Annotated in this window: 15 protein-coding genes; 8 read left to right on the top strand and 7 right to left on the bottom strand. The window is 59.9% G+C overall.

Going from position 1 to position 13,853, the window contains the following annotated elements:
- Positions 1–53 precede the first annotated feature (53 nt).
- Both emfA and queF read left to right on the top strand, forming a co-directional pair.
- Positions 54–968 carry a CDF family cation efflux transporter EmfA gene (gene emfA, locus NBG89_RS10970; protein WP_431319982.1) on the top strand — a complete coding sequence of 305 codons (915 nt, stop codon included), beginning with the start codon at positions 54–56 and terminating at the stop codon, positions 966–968.
- Positions 969–1,433, top strand: coding sequence for a preQ(1) synthase (gene queF / locus NBG89_RS10965; protein ID WP_431319981.1), 465 nt, complete (start codon positions 969–971; stop codon positions 1,431–1,433).
- 80 nt (positions 1,434–1,513) lie between these two features.
- On the opposite strand, the gene NBG89_RS10960 is transcribed toward queF, so the two are convergent.
- Positions 1,514–2,308: a glycosyltransferase family 25 protein gene (locus NBG89_RS10960; RefSeq protein WP_431319980.1), complete on the bottom strand. Its 795-nt coding sequence runs from the start codon at positions 2,306–2,308 to the stop codon at positions 1,514–1,516.
- 148 nt (positions 2,309–2,456) lie between these two features.
- The gene (locus NBG89_RS10955; protein WP_431319979.1) at positions 2,457–3,260 is read right to left on the bottom strand and encodes a DUF2076 domain-containing protein; all 804 of its coding nucleotides are present in this window, start codon (positions 3,258–3,260) and stop codon (positions 2,457–2,459) included.
- A 214-nt stretch (positions 3,261–3,474) separates the two neighbouring features.
- Between NBG89_RS10955 and NBG89_RS10950 the strand changes: the two genes are divergently transcribed.
- From NBG89_RS10950 to leuA, 4 genes are all read left to right on the top strand, one after another.
- Positions 3,475–4,062, top strand: a complete 588-nt coding sequence (locus tag NBG89_RS10950) for an ATP-dependent Clp protease proteolytic subunit (RefSeq protein ID WP_431319978.1) — start codon at positions 3,475–3,477, stop codon at positions 4,060–4,062.
- Positions 4,063–4,149: 87 nt separating this feature from the next.
- On the top strand, positions 4,150–4,878 hold the full coding sequence (locus tag NBG89_RS10945) for a class I SAM-dependent DNA methyltransferase (RefSeq protein WP_431319977.1): 729 nt from the start codon (positions 4,150–4,152) through the stop codon (positions 4,876–4,878).
- Between the two features lie 103 nt (positions 4,879–4,981).
- Entirely contained in the window at positions 4,982–6,166 is a 1,185-nt protein-coding gene (locus tag NBG89_RS10940; protein ID WP_431319976.1) for a benzoate/H(+) symporter BenE family transporter, read from the top strand.
- 331 nt (positions 6,167–6,497) lie between these two features.
- Positions 6,498–8,213: a 2-isopropylmalate synthase gene (gene leuA, locus NBG89_RS10935; RefSeq protein ID WP_431319975.1), complete on the top strand. Its 1,716-nt coding sequence runs from the start codon at positions 6,498–6,500 to the stop codon at positions 8,211–8,213.
- 109 nt (positions 8,214–8,322) lie between these two features.
- On the opposite strand, the gene NBG89_RS10930 is transcribed toward leuA, so the two are convergent.
- From NBG89_RS10930 to NBG89_RS10915, 4 genes are all read right to left on the bottom strand, one after another.
- The gene (locus tag NBG89_RS10930) at positions 8,323–9,165 is read right to left on the bottom strand and encodes an anti-sigma factor family protein (protein ID WP_431319974.1); all 843 of its coding nucleotides are present in this window, start codon (positions 9,163–9,165) and stop codon (positions 8,323–8,325) included.
- 1 nt (position 9,166) lies between these two features.
- Positions 9,167–9,673 carry an RNA polymerase sigma factor gene (locus NBG89_RS10925; RefSeq protein WP_431319973.1) on the bottom strand — a complete coding sequence of 169 codons (507 nt, stop codon included), beginning with the start codon at positions 9,671–9,673 and terminating at the stop codon, positions 9,167–9,169.
- A gap of 166 nt (positions 9,674–9,839) precedes the next feature.
- Complete coding sequence (locus NBG89_RS10920; protein WP_431319972.1) at positions 9,840–10,400, bottom strand: tetratricopeptide repeat protein; 561 nt, start codon at positions 10,398–10,400, stop codon at positions 9,840–9,842.
- Between the two features lie 150 nt (positions 10,401–10,550).
- Positions 10,551–11,459: a metallophosphoesterase family protein gene (locus tag NBG89_RS10915; RefSeq protein WP_431319971.1), complete on the bottom strand. Its 909-nt coding sequence runs from the start codon at positions 11,457–11,459 to the stop codon at positions 10,551–10,553.
- A gap of 113 nt (positions 11,460–11,572) precedes the next feature.
- On the opposite strand from NBG89_RS10915, the gene NBG89_RS10910 reads away from it, so the two are divergent.
- The gene (locus tag NBG89_RS10910) at positions 11,573–12,010 is read left to right on the top strand and encodes an NUDIX domain-containing protein (protein ID WP_431322666.1); all 438 of its coding nucleotides are present in this window, start codon (positions 11,573–11,575) and stop codon (positions 12,008–12,010) included.
- 9 nt (positions 12,011–12,019) lie between these two features.
- On the opposite strand, the gene NBG89_RS10905 is transcribed toward NBG89_RS10910, so the two are convergent.
- The gene (locus NBG89_RS10905) at positions 12,020–13,006 is read right to left on the bottom strand and encodes a glutathione S-transferase family protein (RefSeq protein ID WP_431319970.1); all 987 of its coding nucleotides are present in this window, start codon (positions 13,004–13,006) and stop codon (positions 12,020–12,022) included.
- 269 nt (positions 13,007–13,275) lie between these two features.
- On the opposite strand from NBG89_RS10905, the gene NBG89_RS10900 reads away from it, so the two are divergent.
- Positions 13,276–13,776: a GNAT family N-acetyltransferase gene (locus NBG89_RS10900; protein ID WP_088695415.1), complete on the top strand. Its 501-nt coding sequence runs from the start codon at positions 13,276–13,278 to the stop codon at positions 13,774–13,776.
- Positions 13,777–13,853 lie beyond the last annotated feature (77 nt).

Genomic DNA, 13,853 nt, shown 5'->3' with positions numbered 1-13,853 from the left:
CTGATTTCTGCAATTCATTCGCATCCGCACTGATGTCTGCGCAGGGGATGAAAATGGACGAGAAGGGCAATCTCACGGTTCGGCGGCTGGCGCTCTGGGGTATCCCGATGTCGTTGGGCGTCATGGGCTTGAAGATGGTCGCATGGTGGGTGACAGGTTCGGTGGCGCTGCTGTCGGACGGCCTGGAGTCGACGGTGAACGTCGTTGCGGCCTTCATCGCCTTCTTCGTCATCCGCTATGCGCAAAAGCCGGCCGACCACGACCATCCCTTCGGACATCATAAAGCGGAATATCTTTCGGCCGTGACCGAGGGCGCGTTGATCATTGTGGCGGCGCTTTTGATCGTCAACGAGGCGATTGGGCAGCTCTTCCAGCCGCGTATGCTGGACGCGCCAGCGCTTGGTCTTGCGATCAACTTCGTCGCTGGCGTCATCAATGCCGTCTGGGCGCAGACCCTGATTAGGACCGGGCGTAAGTATCGCTCGGCAGCGCTAACGGCGGATGGTCAGCACATCATGTCCGATGTCGTCACCTCGGTCGGCGTCCTGATTGGTCTCATGCTGGCGCTGGCCACCGGATATGCAATCTTCGACCCCGTGCTCGCCATTCTGGTTGCGGTCAATATTCTCTATCAGGGTTGGAAAGTGATCTCTCATTCGATCGGCGGTCTGATGGATCAGGCGGTCACGCTCGAGGAGGAGGAGGCGATCAAGCAGGCGATTGCTACCCATGCCGCTGGCTCGATCGGCGTGCATGATCTGAAGACGCGCCGCGCCGGCACGGTCACCTTCGTCGATTTTCATCTTGTCGTGCCGGCTACCATGTCTGTAAGGCAGGCGCACGATATCTGCGATCGCCTTGAAGATGCCATCCGCGCGGCGCATCCGGGCTCCAGCATCGCCATTCACGTCGAGCCCGAAGGCGAAAAGGCCCACGGCATCCGCGTCAAAGTCATCAAGGAGGCTTGAATGCCCAAAACAGACGTATCCAACCTGTCCATGCTGGGCAGCCAGACGGAATCTCCGAAATCGCCCGAGGAGGCGGTTCTGGAGAGGGTGCCGTCGAGCCACGCCGGCACCAATTATGTCGTCCGCTTCACGGCGCCGGAATTCACCTCGCTCTGCCCCATGACAGGGCAACCGGATTTCGCCCATATCGTGATCGACTACATCCCCAACGAGTGGCTGGTCGAATCGAAGTCGCTGAAGCTGTTCCTGCATGCGTTCCGCAACCACGGCGCCTTCCATGAGGATTGCTCGGTCTATATTGCCAAGAGGCTGGTCGAGTTGCTCGACCCGGAGTGGCTCAGGATTGGCGCCTACTGGTATCCGCGCGGTGGCATTCCGATCGACGTGTTCTGGCAGACCGGCAAGCCGCCCGAGGGCGTTTTTCTGCCCGACCAAGGCGTTGCCACCTATCGCGGTCGCGGCTGATCCGTTGGGCTGCCTGAGACAGACCGTTATCCCGTCGCCAAAGGGGCGGCGGTTGCCGATTTGGCTGAGCAGCCCAGACCTCAAACGTTGTTGTGGTCGAGTGGAAACTTGGCGACATCCATTTGGATCTGCCGCTTCTCGCTGTGAAGCCCTGCTCTGAGAAGATTGCGCGCCTTCACCAGTTCGAGACGCAAGCGCATCAAATGCTTGCTCAGCTTGCTCTTTGGCCTGAACACATCGTCTTCCGACGCCCGAAGGAAGGGCGCCTTGCTTGCGCTGTCTTCGAGAAAGCGGAGCTGGACCACGGGGGCCGGTTCGATCTGAACGGCCGCAATCCACGATCGATGCCAGAAGTATGCATCGACCAATGCATAGTTCTTCGTATCCTCAAGCATCCTGGCGGCTGCACGCGGGCCGATGACATAACCTGCCAAGCCGAGCCGGTTTTGAAAGACACGTGTCGCCCGATAGCCGCTGGGATCATCTGTCCAAAGCGGTAGTTTCGCCACGATATGGGGCAGGGGGACGAATTCCAGATCGTAGACGCAGTTCCAATCGTCGTCACGGTCGCGGATAGTTCGTATCACGTCGGCAATATTACTCGAAAGGACGGCATCGTCTTCCAGTATGATTGTCTTTTCATTTCGCTCTACGACGGCCTTCCACGCCATTCGATGCGATGTGAAGCAGGCAATGTCCTGGCGCAGCGTTGGGCTTGGCCAGTGGTTGGCTGCTTCCTGGCAGTCTTCGGGCGACAGATCGCTCGCCTCGAATGCATCGAGAAAGCGATATTCCAATCCAAGTCTCGCCATCTGGCGGGACTGAAAATGTCTTCTCGCGTTCTCGGACTTGCGACTGATAATAAGGATATTCAACAGATCTTGCCTGGTCGATGGCCGTTGCGTTCCTGATCTTATTGAGAACTCTGCTTCTACCGTCAAGATTGATCATCGGCGCGCCGCGACGTCTTCGCGTGGATGCGGCAGCGGATCGGGCGGCCTCCGGGAAGGCCGTCAGGCTGGCTCAGACATCGAAGCTGTCGTCATTGTCGAAGTCGGATTGATCGTCATCGACGGCGTCGTCGTCGTTCGTGTTGTAGTCGGCTTGCTGAATACTGGCAGTGCCGTTGTTGTCGTTATCGTCATTCGCGTTGTCAGCTGTCTGCTGCTTGTCGCCGTCGTTGTTGAAATAGTTGTTGATGACCGTCTCTTCTGTCGGCGCGTTGCCGAGGGGATTGCTCCCGGCAAGCGGTGCGCCCCAGCCAAGCGACGACATGTGGCTCCCGAAGATCCCGCTCAGCGAATTGGCAAGCAACATGCCGCCTGCGACGCCAGCCGCCGTCCCGAGTGCGCCCTGCAGGAAACTGCCGCCTGCAGAGGGTGCTGCCGCCTGCGGGCTCCAGGGCCCGGTCGGTTGCGGCGGCATGGCGCGGGGGGCGGTGTCGAGACCGCGATCCTGCTGGATCTGTTGACGCGGGGCGCTACCCCAGGGACCTGAGGAGGGTGGCGGTGGCGCCGGTTGCTGTGGCGCCTGGCTGCTGCCGAAGATCGAGCTCAGGAAGCCGCCGCCCTGTTCGGCCTTGTGATATTCGCTCTGATCGGCCTCGAGCACACGAATGCGCTCTTCGAGCTGCTTGATGTGATTGGCCGCCGCTTCCAGCCCCTTTTCCTGCACGATCACGGCCTGTGCAAGATAGTAGGCGGCATAGGGCTGCTCGCGTGTTCCCTGCTCAATCAGCGCTTCGGCGTCGTGGTCACGCGGCGTTGCCGATGCGGTGCGGACGCGCTCGAAAAGGGCGGTCAGCAGTTGGCGTTCTTCGGGCGACATGGCCGGGCTCCTTTGTTGCTTGCGATGCTTCGCTAGGGATGACGTAGGAATGGATTCCGACTTTTCAAAGCCACCCAAATTACATTTCCGTAAGCCTCGCCGCCTGCCTAACCATATCTTCATCCGTTCCGTGGCTTGTCTTTTTCCCGCATTGTTTTACGCATGGAGTCGCACTATGTGCGAGGAACCCGAATTCGACGTAAGAGAGGTTCGAATGTACGAAGAAGAAGAACAGGACGACAAGACGAAGGAACTGCCGCTCGGCAAGGAAACGGAGGCGAACCTTTTCAAGTCGCGTTCGATCTTCATCTACGGGCCGATTACGCAGGAACTCGCGCAGAAGGTCTGCACGCAGCTTGTGGCGCTCGCAGCCGCCAACGACGACGATATTCGCATCTACGTCAATTCCCCGGGTGGTCACGTCGAATCTGGCGATTCGATCCATGACATGATCAAGTTCATCAAGCCGAAGGTCTGGATGATCGGAACGGGCTGGGTCGCATCGGCCGGCGCGCTGATCTATGTCGCGGCGCCGAAGGAGCAGCGCCTTTGCCTGCCGAACACCCGCTTCCTGCTCCACCAACCGTCCGGTGGCACGCGCGGCATGGCGTCCGACATCGAGATCCAGGCTCGTGAGATCATCAAGATGAACGAGCGCTTGAACAAGATCATGGCGGAAGCCACGGGCCAGCCTTACGAGAAGATCGCTACCGATACCGACCGCGACTACTGGCTGTCGGCAGAAGAAGCCAAGGCCTACGGCCTCGTTTCGCGCATCATCACGTCGCAGTCCGAGATCTGATTTCGTGTTATGAGAAGCGCCCTTGCTTGCCGGATGGCGGGCGAGGGCGCTTTTTGCGTTTGCGCAACCGAACCGCGGAGTTTTGATATGCCCGATCTGCACTACGAGCATCCGCGTTTGGCCGCCCTCTATGATCTTGCTTGCGGCTGGTCTGAGGATCGGGATTTCTACCTCTCGCTCGCGGATGGCGGTCCGAAGTCAATCCTCGATCTTGGTTGCGGCACCGGGCTGATGTGGGACGCCTATGCGGCATGCAGGCATGATGTGACCGGTGCCGATCCCTCGCGGACGATGCTTGATATCGCTAGAGGCAAGCTGCATGGCGACAGAATCGAATGGGTAGAGTGTCTTTCCCAGCACTTCCGATCCGATAAGCGCTTCGATCTAATCATCATGACCGGACATGCCTTTCAAGTGCTGCTCGACGAGACCTCCATCCTCGCCACCTTTGCCGCCATGCGCGAGCATCTGGCGCGTGACGGCTGCATCGTCTTTGAATCCCGCAATCCCGAAATAGACTGGAAGGCGCGATGGAACGGCGGGGCATTCGAGGTTAATCAGGAGGGGCGCGTCATCCGCGAGGCGCGTGACGTAATCTCCTACAGCAGTGGCCGGATTCATTTCGAGACGCGTTATCATTTCCCGGATGAGATACTGGTTTCGAAAAGCGAGTTGTTGTTCTTATCGCGCGAGGAGATTGAACGCTACCTCCAAGCTTCCGCGCTACAGGTCGAGGTGGTCTATGGTGACTGGCACCGCGGACCTTTCGACGAACGGACCTCAGAGGAAATGATTTTCGTCGTCCGAAAGGTCTAGCCGTATAGAGCCGACCGATAGGTACCGAATGGTGCCAATCTGCACTTGCGCAAGTCCGCGCGATACGGCTTCCATGCGGACTTTCCGCCGATCGAGTTCCGCTATGCTCAAAGACTTTTCCATCCAAAGCCTGTTCATGGGCATCCTCACCACTTTCGTGGGGTTTGCCAGCTCCTTTGCGGTGGTGCTTCACGGCCTGCAGAGTGTCGGTGCGACGGATGCGCAGGCGGCGTCGGGCCTTATGGCGCTGTCGATTGCGCTGGGGCTTTGCGCAATCTTCCTCAGCTCCGTCACGCGGCTGCCTATCAGCATCGCTTGGTCCACTCCGGGTGGGGCACTGCTTGCAAGTACCGGTGTGGTCGAAGGCGGGTTCAATGCGGCGGTCGGCGCGTTTCTCATCTGCGCGTTGCTGATCGTCATCGCCGGCCTGTTCAAGCCGCTCGGCCGGGCGGTTGCGGCCATTCCCGCGCCTCTTGCCAATGCGATGCTCGCCGGCGTCCTGATCGGATTGTGCTTTGCGCCGGTGAGGGCGATCGGCTTCAATCCGCTGCTCGGCTTGCCGATCGTGGTGGCGTGGATCGTTGTCGGTGCGTTCAAGCGGCTTTGGGCGGTGCCGGCAGCGCTGGCGGCCTTCGTGCTGGTGGTTGCCCTCGGCGTGGATATTCCCGAGGGAGCGCTCGGCTCGGTCGAGCAGGCGCTGCGGCCCCCCGTCGAGTTCGTTATGCCCGTCTTCAACCTGCCGGCCTTCGTCTCCATCGCCCTGCCGCTTTTCATCGTAACCATGGCGTCGCAGAACATTCCGGGCATTGCCGTCCTGAAGGTCAATGGCTACCAGCCGAAACCGGGGCCGCTTTTTTCCGTGACCGGACTGTTTTCGATCTTGTCGGCGCCATTTGGTGGCCATGCGGTGAATCTCGCTGCGATTACGGCGGCGATGTGCGCCGGTCAGGACGCGCATGCCGATCCGGCGCGGCGCTACTGGGCCGTCCTCGTCTCGGGCATATGCTATGTCATTCTCGGCCTGCTGGCGGGGGCGGTGACGACCTTCGTGGCCTTGGCGCCGCCTATCCTGATCCAGGCGGTGGCCGGTCTCGCACTGGTCGGCGCGTTTTCCAGTTCCGCTATGTCGGCCTTCCAGGCGCAGGAGTCGCGGGAGGCGGCGGCCATCACGTTTCTGGTGACGGCATCGGGCGTTTCCTTCGCGGGTATCTCGGGCGCATTCTGGGGATTGCTCGCCGGAGGGCTGATGCTGGCGCTGTCACGTTTTGTGCAAGCAGCGAAAAAATAGACGGAGGGATTGCCAGTTTTTTGTACCCCGGCTATAAGCGCGACCATGAAGAACACGGGCATCATGATTTCCGAGCAGATTGTTCGCGGGCGCATCGCGCTCCGTGACAATACGCGCGCCCTGACATCGCTTCTTCTCCTCGGCCTTACGCGCGGTTGCCGGGTCCGTTGAGGAGCGCCCGGCGGCCGAAAGCCCGCCCAGGCCATCGCTCCTCGTGACCAATCCCGAAAACTGATCAACCGGATGCTTTTGCACCGGATTCGTCATCGCCAAGCCAGACCCGATACGCTATGACGCGGCTGGCCAGATGACGGGAAGAGGAAGAGAAGACATGGACACGAACACCCGCTCCCAAACCAAAGGCATGCCCGAGGCGGCGATCAAGTATCGCGCCTATCCGCAGGTGAACATCCCGGACCGCACATGGCCGTCAAAGACGCTGACCAAGGCGCCCATCTGGTGCTCGGTCGATCTGCGCGACGGCAACCAGGCGCTGGTCGACCCGATGGGTCACGACCGCAAGGCCCGCATGTTCCAGCTGCTGCTCGACATGGGCTTCAAGGAAATCGAGATCGGTTTCCCTTCCGCTTCGCAGACCGATTTCGATTTCGCGCGGTGGTGCGTCGAGCAGGGCAATGTGCCCGACGACGTATCGCTGCAAGTACTGGTGCAGTGCCGTCCGGAGCTGATCACCCGCACCTTCGAGGCGCTGGAAGGCGCGAACCGCCCGATCGTTCATTTCTACAACTCCACCAGCGAATTGCAGCGTCGCGTTGTGTTCGGCAAGGACGTCCAGGGTATCAAGCAGATCGCCGTCGATGCGGCAAAAATGATCTCCGATATGGCCGCCAAGGCCGGCGGTGGCTACCGCTTCGAATATTCCCCGGAGAGCTTCACCGGCACTGAGCTCGAAGTGGCCCTGGACATCTGCAATGCTGTCATCGGGGTGATGAAGCCGACGCCCGACAACAAGCTGATCATCAACCTGCCTTCCACCGTGGAGATGGCGACGCCGAACGTCTATGCCGACCAGATCGAGTGGATGTGCCGCAACCTCGACAACCGCGAGAACCTGATCATCTCGCTGCATCCGCACAACGACCGCGGTACCGGTATTGCCGCCGCCGAACTGGCACTGCTGGCGGGTGCAGACCGTGTCGAAGGTACGCTGTTCGGCAATGGCGAGCGCACGGGCAACGTCGATGTCGTCACCATGGCGCTGAACATGTTCACGCAGGGCGTCGACCCTGAGATCGACTGCTCCGATATCGTGCGGATGAAGGAAGTCTTCGAATATTCGAACCAGATGCCGATTGGCGAGCGCCACCCCTATGTCGGCGAACTGGTCTATACGGCTTTCTCCGGTTCGCACCAGGACGCGATCAACAAGGGCATGAAGGCGATCAAAGTCGCCAATCACCCGATCTGGGAAGTGCCCTACCTGCCGATCGATCCGCAGGATGTCGGCCGCACATACGAGGCGATCATCCGCATCAATTCGCAGTCCGGCAAGGGCGGTATCGCCTATATCCTCCAGCAGGACTACGGGCTGAACCTGCCGCGCAACCTGCAGGTCGAGTTCCGCGAAGACATTCAGCGGATCACCGATGAAGAGGGTAAGGAGTTGCCGTCGAAGCGGATCTACGACCGCTTCATCGAGCGCTACGTGACGCAGCCGGAGGGCCGCATCAAGTTCGTCGACCATCACACCTATGCCGACCCCGAGCGCAAGGGGCAGCGCATCGTTGCCGCCGAGATCACCGATAACGGTGAGGCGAAGCGCATAGAGGGCAGGGGCAATGGCCCGGTCGATGGCTTCATCAATGCTCTCTCGCATTATCTCGGCATCGACATGTCGGTCGAGGACTATTCGGAGCATTCACTGCAGCACGGCTCGAACGCTGCCGCCATCTCGTATGTCGAGACCTCCTATCCTGGCGGCAAACTGTTTGGCGCCGGCATCAGCACAAACATTGTCGGTGCGTCGCTCGAGGCGATCGTCTCTGCAGCAAACCGGGTGCTCGAGGTCAAAGCCGGAAAATCCTGACGCGATCCGTGCAGCGGATTAATCCGCTGCACTTCTTTCCTATACAGTGTCGAGAGAGCGTCGCACCGTTGATCGCGGGCGGCCAGTGGCAGCGCGAGACGTGCGGATATCAGATCGACGTAGCGACCTGTATGGCGAGTTGCCCGAGCGAGGCTTCCGACGATGGGCCGACAAGCACATAGGACGTGCCGGCATTGTGCCAAGCGACCACGCCAATCTCGTCCTTGATCGTTTCTTTGAAATCGTCGGCCTCGGACGGCAAGTTATCCTTGCGGAAGCAGATGGAAGCCAGGTCGCCATCGGAGCTGGTGTAGACGAGCTGGCCGACCGGCCGGCCGTCGCCGATGAAGACGCGCGCGCCTTGGAACGTCCAGCCCTGTTCCGTCAGATCAGGCACGCGGAACGCAACGCCCACTGTTGAGGTCAGCCAGGTGGCAATTTCCTCCGCCTGCGTCGACGGCACCTCGAAAATATGACGGGGCTGGCGGGCGATAAGCCGCTGGTTGGCGACAACGTCTGTCAACCATTCGCTGGATTCCACGGCGGCTTCGATCGCTGTCGGGGCGGCCGGTTGCATCTTGCTGGTGCTGCCAGCGGCGAAAAAGCCGATGCCGCAACCGACGATGAAGAGGATGATTGCCGCCGCGAGGGCCTGCGGCCTGGTCGGCGCAAGCTTGAGCGAGGGGCGCGAAACGCGCGGCGCAACCGGGGCCTTTGGCGGCTCTGCGCTCTTGATCGAGCGAACGAGGGCGAGGGGAACCGGTTCCTTGAGAACGTCGTCGAGGCGGTGCTTTCCGAAATCGGTGCCGTGTCGCAGCTTGTCGTAGAGCCGCTTGGCGCCCTCGTCGATGGCTAGGCGCTGCTCGAGCTCATGCTTCTGTTCGGGCGTCGTCTCGCCGTCCAGCAGGGCGGCTAGCTGAGCGTCGAGCGGCAGTTTTTTGAAATCGAGCAATTCAGTACCTGTGAGGATAGTTGTCGGCGACACTGGCGAAATGCAGCCTAGCCGCGGCAAGCTGGGTTACGACGATGTTGATGGTGATGCCCATGATGTCGGCCGCCTGCCGATAGCTGTGTCCTTCGACGACAACCAGCAAAAAGGCGCTGGACGTGCCCTCGGGCATGTCGGCGATCATGCGGTGGATGACATCGGGATCGACGAGCGAAATACGATCGCGGCTCGCTTCCCGGATATCGGTGACATTGCCCCTGGCGATCGGGTGCGGCTTGCGCCGGCGATGGTCGTCGCTCCATTGCTGGCGGGCGAGGGCGTAAACCCAGCTCTCCAGGCGGCCTTCGCCATTCCATTGGTTGCTCTTGGCGATCGCGCGCTCACACGCCGCTTGCGCGAGTTCGTCCGCACTCGCCGCGTCACCTGCAAGGGTCATCGCAAAACGCCGCAGCCGGGGCAGAAGGCCCACTAGGTCGCGTCTAATATCGATGGTCGTCACGGGTTGACGCATGGTCTTTCCAAGTAGTGCATGGGCGTTCGGGCAGAACGCCCAGCAGGCAATCGATTTATATCGCCTCTGTGTCCTTTATGAAACAAGTACCGGATGCTTCGCAAGCATCCCGCAGCCTATCCCACGGGTTCTCAAAGCTTTTCTTCGTCAGGCTCTGCCTCGGGTCTCAATACGTGCGGTAACCGTTCAATGCCTGCAGCAGCGAGCGGTAAGCCCAGGTCTGCTCACCGCCCCGATCCCGGATCTCGACGAGTTGGACGCGCGCTCCCTGTACGTCACCCTGTTCCACCAAAGCTTGGCCCATATATGACCGTGCCAGAATATAATTCTCGTCGGCCTGCAGGGCCTTTCGGTAATACGACATTCCCAGCTCTATTCTACCCGCCTTGCGGTTGGCATAGCCGAGGTAATTCAGGATGCGCGGATCGTTCTGGTTCTTGGCAAGCTGAAGTACGGTCAAGGCGTTGTCGTATTGGCCGGCATAGGCGAATTCGCGCGCTGCTTTGTAAAGCTCGTCGTCGTTGAACGAGTTCTTCTTCGGGACCACGCATTCCTTGCGCTTTGCATCCCAGACCTTGCCGTCCGTGCATTTCGTCGTCGTTTCAGTCTTTGGCGGTGGCTTGGTTTCGTCGCTCTCGTTGCCGATCGCAAAGGCGGATGAAGAGACTGCGAGGGCAAGCAAGCCTGCCAAAGCCAGACCGCGAAGACCGATAGGCGCCATGGGCATGCAATGACTCCCGTGAATTGATAATGCAGAGACGACAAGTTTACGTGGCGATCGCCAATTGCCAAGATCTCGGATGCTTCCCGAAATTCAAGTTATCGTCATCTTGAATTTCTGAATCAGCTTGACAAGAAGATGATTCCAGAAACGGCGCTAAGCCTTGAAGATATCGACGCTTTCACTGGAAACGCCGTCGCCCATCGAGTTGATGCTGAAGCGTTCTCCAGTCAGTTCCCAAGCGCCTGGAGCCCCATCTATCGAAAACAGATTGTAGGCGGCGCGGGGTTTCAATCCTCCCGGTCCCTGCGATGCCGAAGCGATGCCGACCACTGGGACCGGGCCTGTCTGGCCGCGTAGCCAGTGGAGCGTGTTCAAATGCGTATGGCCGTGAAGCACCAGCTCGGCTCCGCCGGTAGAGATCACGGCGCCGAAGCGGCGGATGCCGATCATCCGCTTGTGGAAGGAGGTGGCGCCACGGATGGGCGGATGGTGGATCATCACGACCCGAAACAGGCCAGCCTCGCCGGCCGCGCGCAGCATGTTCACGGTGTCGCGGGCCTGGCGCTCACCGAAGAAGCCGCTGGCCGCAAAAGGGGGCGTTGCGACCGCCGTCGAGCAGCCGACGATGGCGATCTTGCCGCGGACGCGGAGATAGGGAAAGACGTGGCGATCTTCCTGCCATTCGGCCGGAGCGAGGTCGCCGCGCACATTGTCGTACCATGCGCGCACCGATTTTTCGTAGGCGCCGGGTACATAGGCATCGTGGTTTCCGGGTACGACGGAATTGTCGGCGGGATCACCGAGTTCTTTCAGCCATGCGGCAGCGGCACGGATTTCCAGCCCGCTCGCGAGGTTCACCAGATCGCCGGTGACGGCCAGATGGTCGGCTTGCTTGGCACGTATGTCATCGAGCAGCAGATCCAATGTGCTACCGAAAAGGTGCTTGCGCCGATTGCGATGCCAGTTCACAAAGCCGGTAATGCGTTTGGAAAAGAGCTCGCGGACCGAAAGGCGAGGGAGTGGGCCGAGATGAATGTCGGAGATGTGCGCGAGCTTGAACATGCGACGACACATAGCCCAGTCGGTCTGCAATTCAAACACATCTGCTTGAACGGATTAGTGGAATTGGAAAGAGCGTGATCGGAACTATCCGCCCCTGGCAGTCGCGAGTGCTGATGCGCATCGTGCATATTTATTTTGCGGTGGCGCGTGGAATGACGATGGGTGTCCGCGCCGCCTGCTTCGATTCGGCGGGCCGTATCTTTCTCGTACGGCACAGCTACGTACCCGGCTGGCACATGCCTGGCGGCGGGCTCGAGCGAAACGAGACTGCCGAGGAAGCGCTGGTCAAGGAGCTCCGAGAGGAGGGGAATTTGCGTATTCTCGGCCGGCCGCAGCTCTTCCACATCTATTTCAACAGGGCGGCCAGCCGCCGCGACCACGTCCTTTTCTACAAGACACAGGTGGAGCAGACGGCACCCCGGCCGCCGGATCGGGAAATCGTCGAGTGCGGTTTCTTCGCAGTCGATGATCTGCCATCGGGTACGACCGAGGCAACGCGCCGCCGTCTGGCGGAACTCGCGGGCGAAGAGGAGCCCGCTCACGTCTGGTAGTGCACAGGGCTAGGCCGCTGCCAATCGGGCACGACTATGCGGGCGATCGAGATCGAGCGCAGGGCCGACAGGCACAACGCCGGTCGGATTGATTGTCTTGTGGCTGCGGTAATAGTGATCCTTGATATGACGGAAGTTCACCGTCTCCTTGACAGCCTGCGTCTGGTAGAGATCGCGCAGATAAGCCGACAGATTGGGATAGTCGTTGATGCGACGGATGTTGCATTTGAAGTGGCCGACGTAGACGGCATCGAAACGAACCAAAGTCGTGAACAGTCGCCAATCGGCCTCGGTCAGCCGATCGCCGAAGAGATAACGACCCTTGCCGAGACGGTCTTCGAGCATATCCAGCGTTTCGAAGAGCCTGACGACATTCTCGCCATAAGCTTCCTGCGTCGTTGCAAAGCCGGCCTTGTAGACGCCGTTGTTGACGGTGTCATAGACGACAGCGTTGAGTTCATCGATATCGGCGCGCAGGTCGTCGGGATAGAAATCGGCGGTCGAGCCCGTCAGATGATCGAAGGCGCTGTTGAACATCCGGATGATTTCGGAGGATTCGTTATTGACGATCGTGTTGGTCTTCTTGTCCCACAAGACCGGAACAGTCACCCGGCCGGAATAGTGCGGATCGGCCTTCACGTAGATTTCCCAGAGCGTCTTGGTGGCGAAGAGATGGTCGCCGGTGGCGCCGTCGCCGACCTTGAACTCCCAACCGTTCGACAGCATTAGCGGATCGACGACGGAAACGCTGATGACGTCCTCGAGCTTCTTGAGCTTGCGGAAGATCAGCGTCCGATGCGCCCAGGGGCATGCCAGCGAGACATAGAGGTGGTAACGATCGACCTCCGCCTTGAAACCGCCCGTTCCGGATGGGCCAGCGGCTCCATCGGCTGTAATCCAGTTTCGAAACTGGGAAGCGGCGCGCTTGAAGTGCCCCTTGGTTTCTTTCGTATCGTACCAGACGTCACGCCAGACGCCATCAACCAGCATGCCCATGTTGTGATCCTTCAAATTTTCCTTGGCTCGAACATATCGTACGCTCAACGCGTTTGCAGGGCGGTAAAGATTGAACACTGCGTCACGCCGCGCGACGCTGCGCTAAATTCCATTGGACGACTGAATTTTTTCCTGCTATCGGCCATTTTACATTTCTGGAACCCGATTTGATGTTTGCACCGAGAAACCTGCGACGACGCTGATGCTCCCGAACGCCGAAGGGCGTGCTCGAGATCCATCAATTCTGTCTATCTGGTTTCCGTCTCATCATGCACAAGCACGATCTGGTCTACCTCACTGAGGATGCGTCGCACGACGCTACAATCGAACATATCAACGAAGAAGCATTCGGCCCTGGCCGGCATACGCGCGCCGCAGCGCGGATCCGTGAGCAGGGACCACACGATCTCTCGCTTTCCTTCATCTGCGCCGATGACGGAGAGACGATCGCGTCGGTGCGCATGACGCCCGTTCAGGCCGGTTCGGTTAGTGGGCACCTGCTTGGGCCGCTTGCCGTGCGGCCGTCGCACAAGGGTCGTGGCATTGGCCGGGAACTCGTCCGGATTGCCATCGACGCCGCACGTCGCAAGGGATCGGAGGCGGTCATCCTCGTCGGCGATCCGCCTTACTATTGCCCGCTTGGATTCGAGCGGGTAGCCCACAATGCGCTGACGTTTCCGGGCCCCGTTGATCCGTCTCGCGTACTGGTCGTGCCGCTTGCCGAGGATGCACATAGCAGGCTGAAGGGCACTATCGGCTGGCGGAAATAGGCCCCCTGCAATATTAAGCCATAGACCTCAGACGCACTTCGTGTGATTTTTCAGTGGCTTGAGAGGCCAGCGCAAGA

The organism is Rhizobium sp. YTU87027, assembly GCF_050644135.1.
GTDB lineage: Bacteria > Pseudomonadota > Alphaproteobacteria > Rhizobiales > Rhizobiaceae > Rhizobium.
The sequence above is the reverse complement of the archived record's forward strand: the minus strand, read 5'-3'. Positions and strand labels throughout refer to the sequence as shown.

Excerpts from the sequence above, each read along its gene's own strand:
- NBG89_RS10950 (WP_431319978.1), top strand. The coding sequence starts at position 3,475 with ATGTACGAAGAAGAAGAACAGGACGACAAGACGAAGGAACTGCCGCTC.
- NBG89_RS10900 (WP_088695415.1), top strand. The coding sequence starts at position 13,276 with ATGCACAAGCACGATCTGGTCTACCTCACTGAGGATGCGTCGCACGAC.
- NBG89_RS10940 (WP_431319976.1), top strand. The coding sequence starts at position 4,982 with ATGCTCAAAGACTTTTCCATCCAAAGCCTGTTCATGGGCATCCTCACC.
- NBG89_RS10910 (WP_431322666.1), top strand. The coding sequence starts at position 11,573 with ATGCGCATCGTGCATATTTATTTTGCGGTGGCGCGTGGAATGACGATG.
- NBG89_RS10925 (WP_431319973.1), bottom strand. The coding sequence starts at position 9,673 with ATGCGTCAACCCGTGACGACCATCGATATTAGACGCGACCTAGTGGGC.
- NBG89_RS10915 (WP_431319971.1), bottom strand. The coding sequence starts at position 11,459 with ATGTTCAAGCTCGCGCACATCTCCGACATTCATCTCGGCCCACTCCCT.
- NBG89_RS10920 (WP_431319972.1), bottom strand. The coding sequence starts at position 10,400 with ATGCCCATGGCGCCTATCGGTCTTCGCGGTCTGGCTTTGGCAGGCTTG.
- NBG89_RS10905 (WP_431319970.1), bottom strand. The coding sequence starts at position 13,006 with ATGGGCATGCTGGTTGATGGCGTCTGGCGTGACGTCTGGTACGATACG.
- queF (WP_431319981.1), top strand. The coding sequence starts at position 969 with ATGCCCAAAACAGACGTATCCAACCTGTCCATGCTGGGCAGCCAGACG.
- NBG89_RS10955 (WP_431319979.1), bottom strand. The coding sequence starts at position 3,260 with ATGTCGCCCGAAGAACGCCAACTGCTGACCGCCCTTTTCGAGCGCGTC.
- emfA (WP_431319982.1), top strand. The coding sequence starts at position 54 with ATGGACGAGAAGGGCAATCTCACGGTTCGGCGGCTGGCGCTCTGGGGT.
- leuA (WP_431319975.1), top strand. The coding sequence starts at position 6,498 with ATGGACACGAACACCCGCTCCCAAACCAAAGGCATGCCCGAGGCGGCG.
- NBG89_RS10945 (WP_431319977.1), top strand. The coding sequence starts at position 4,150 with ATGCCCGATCTGCACTACGAGCATCCGCGTTTGGCCGCCCTCTATGAT.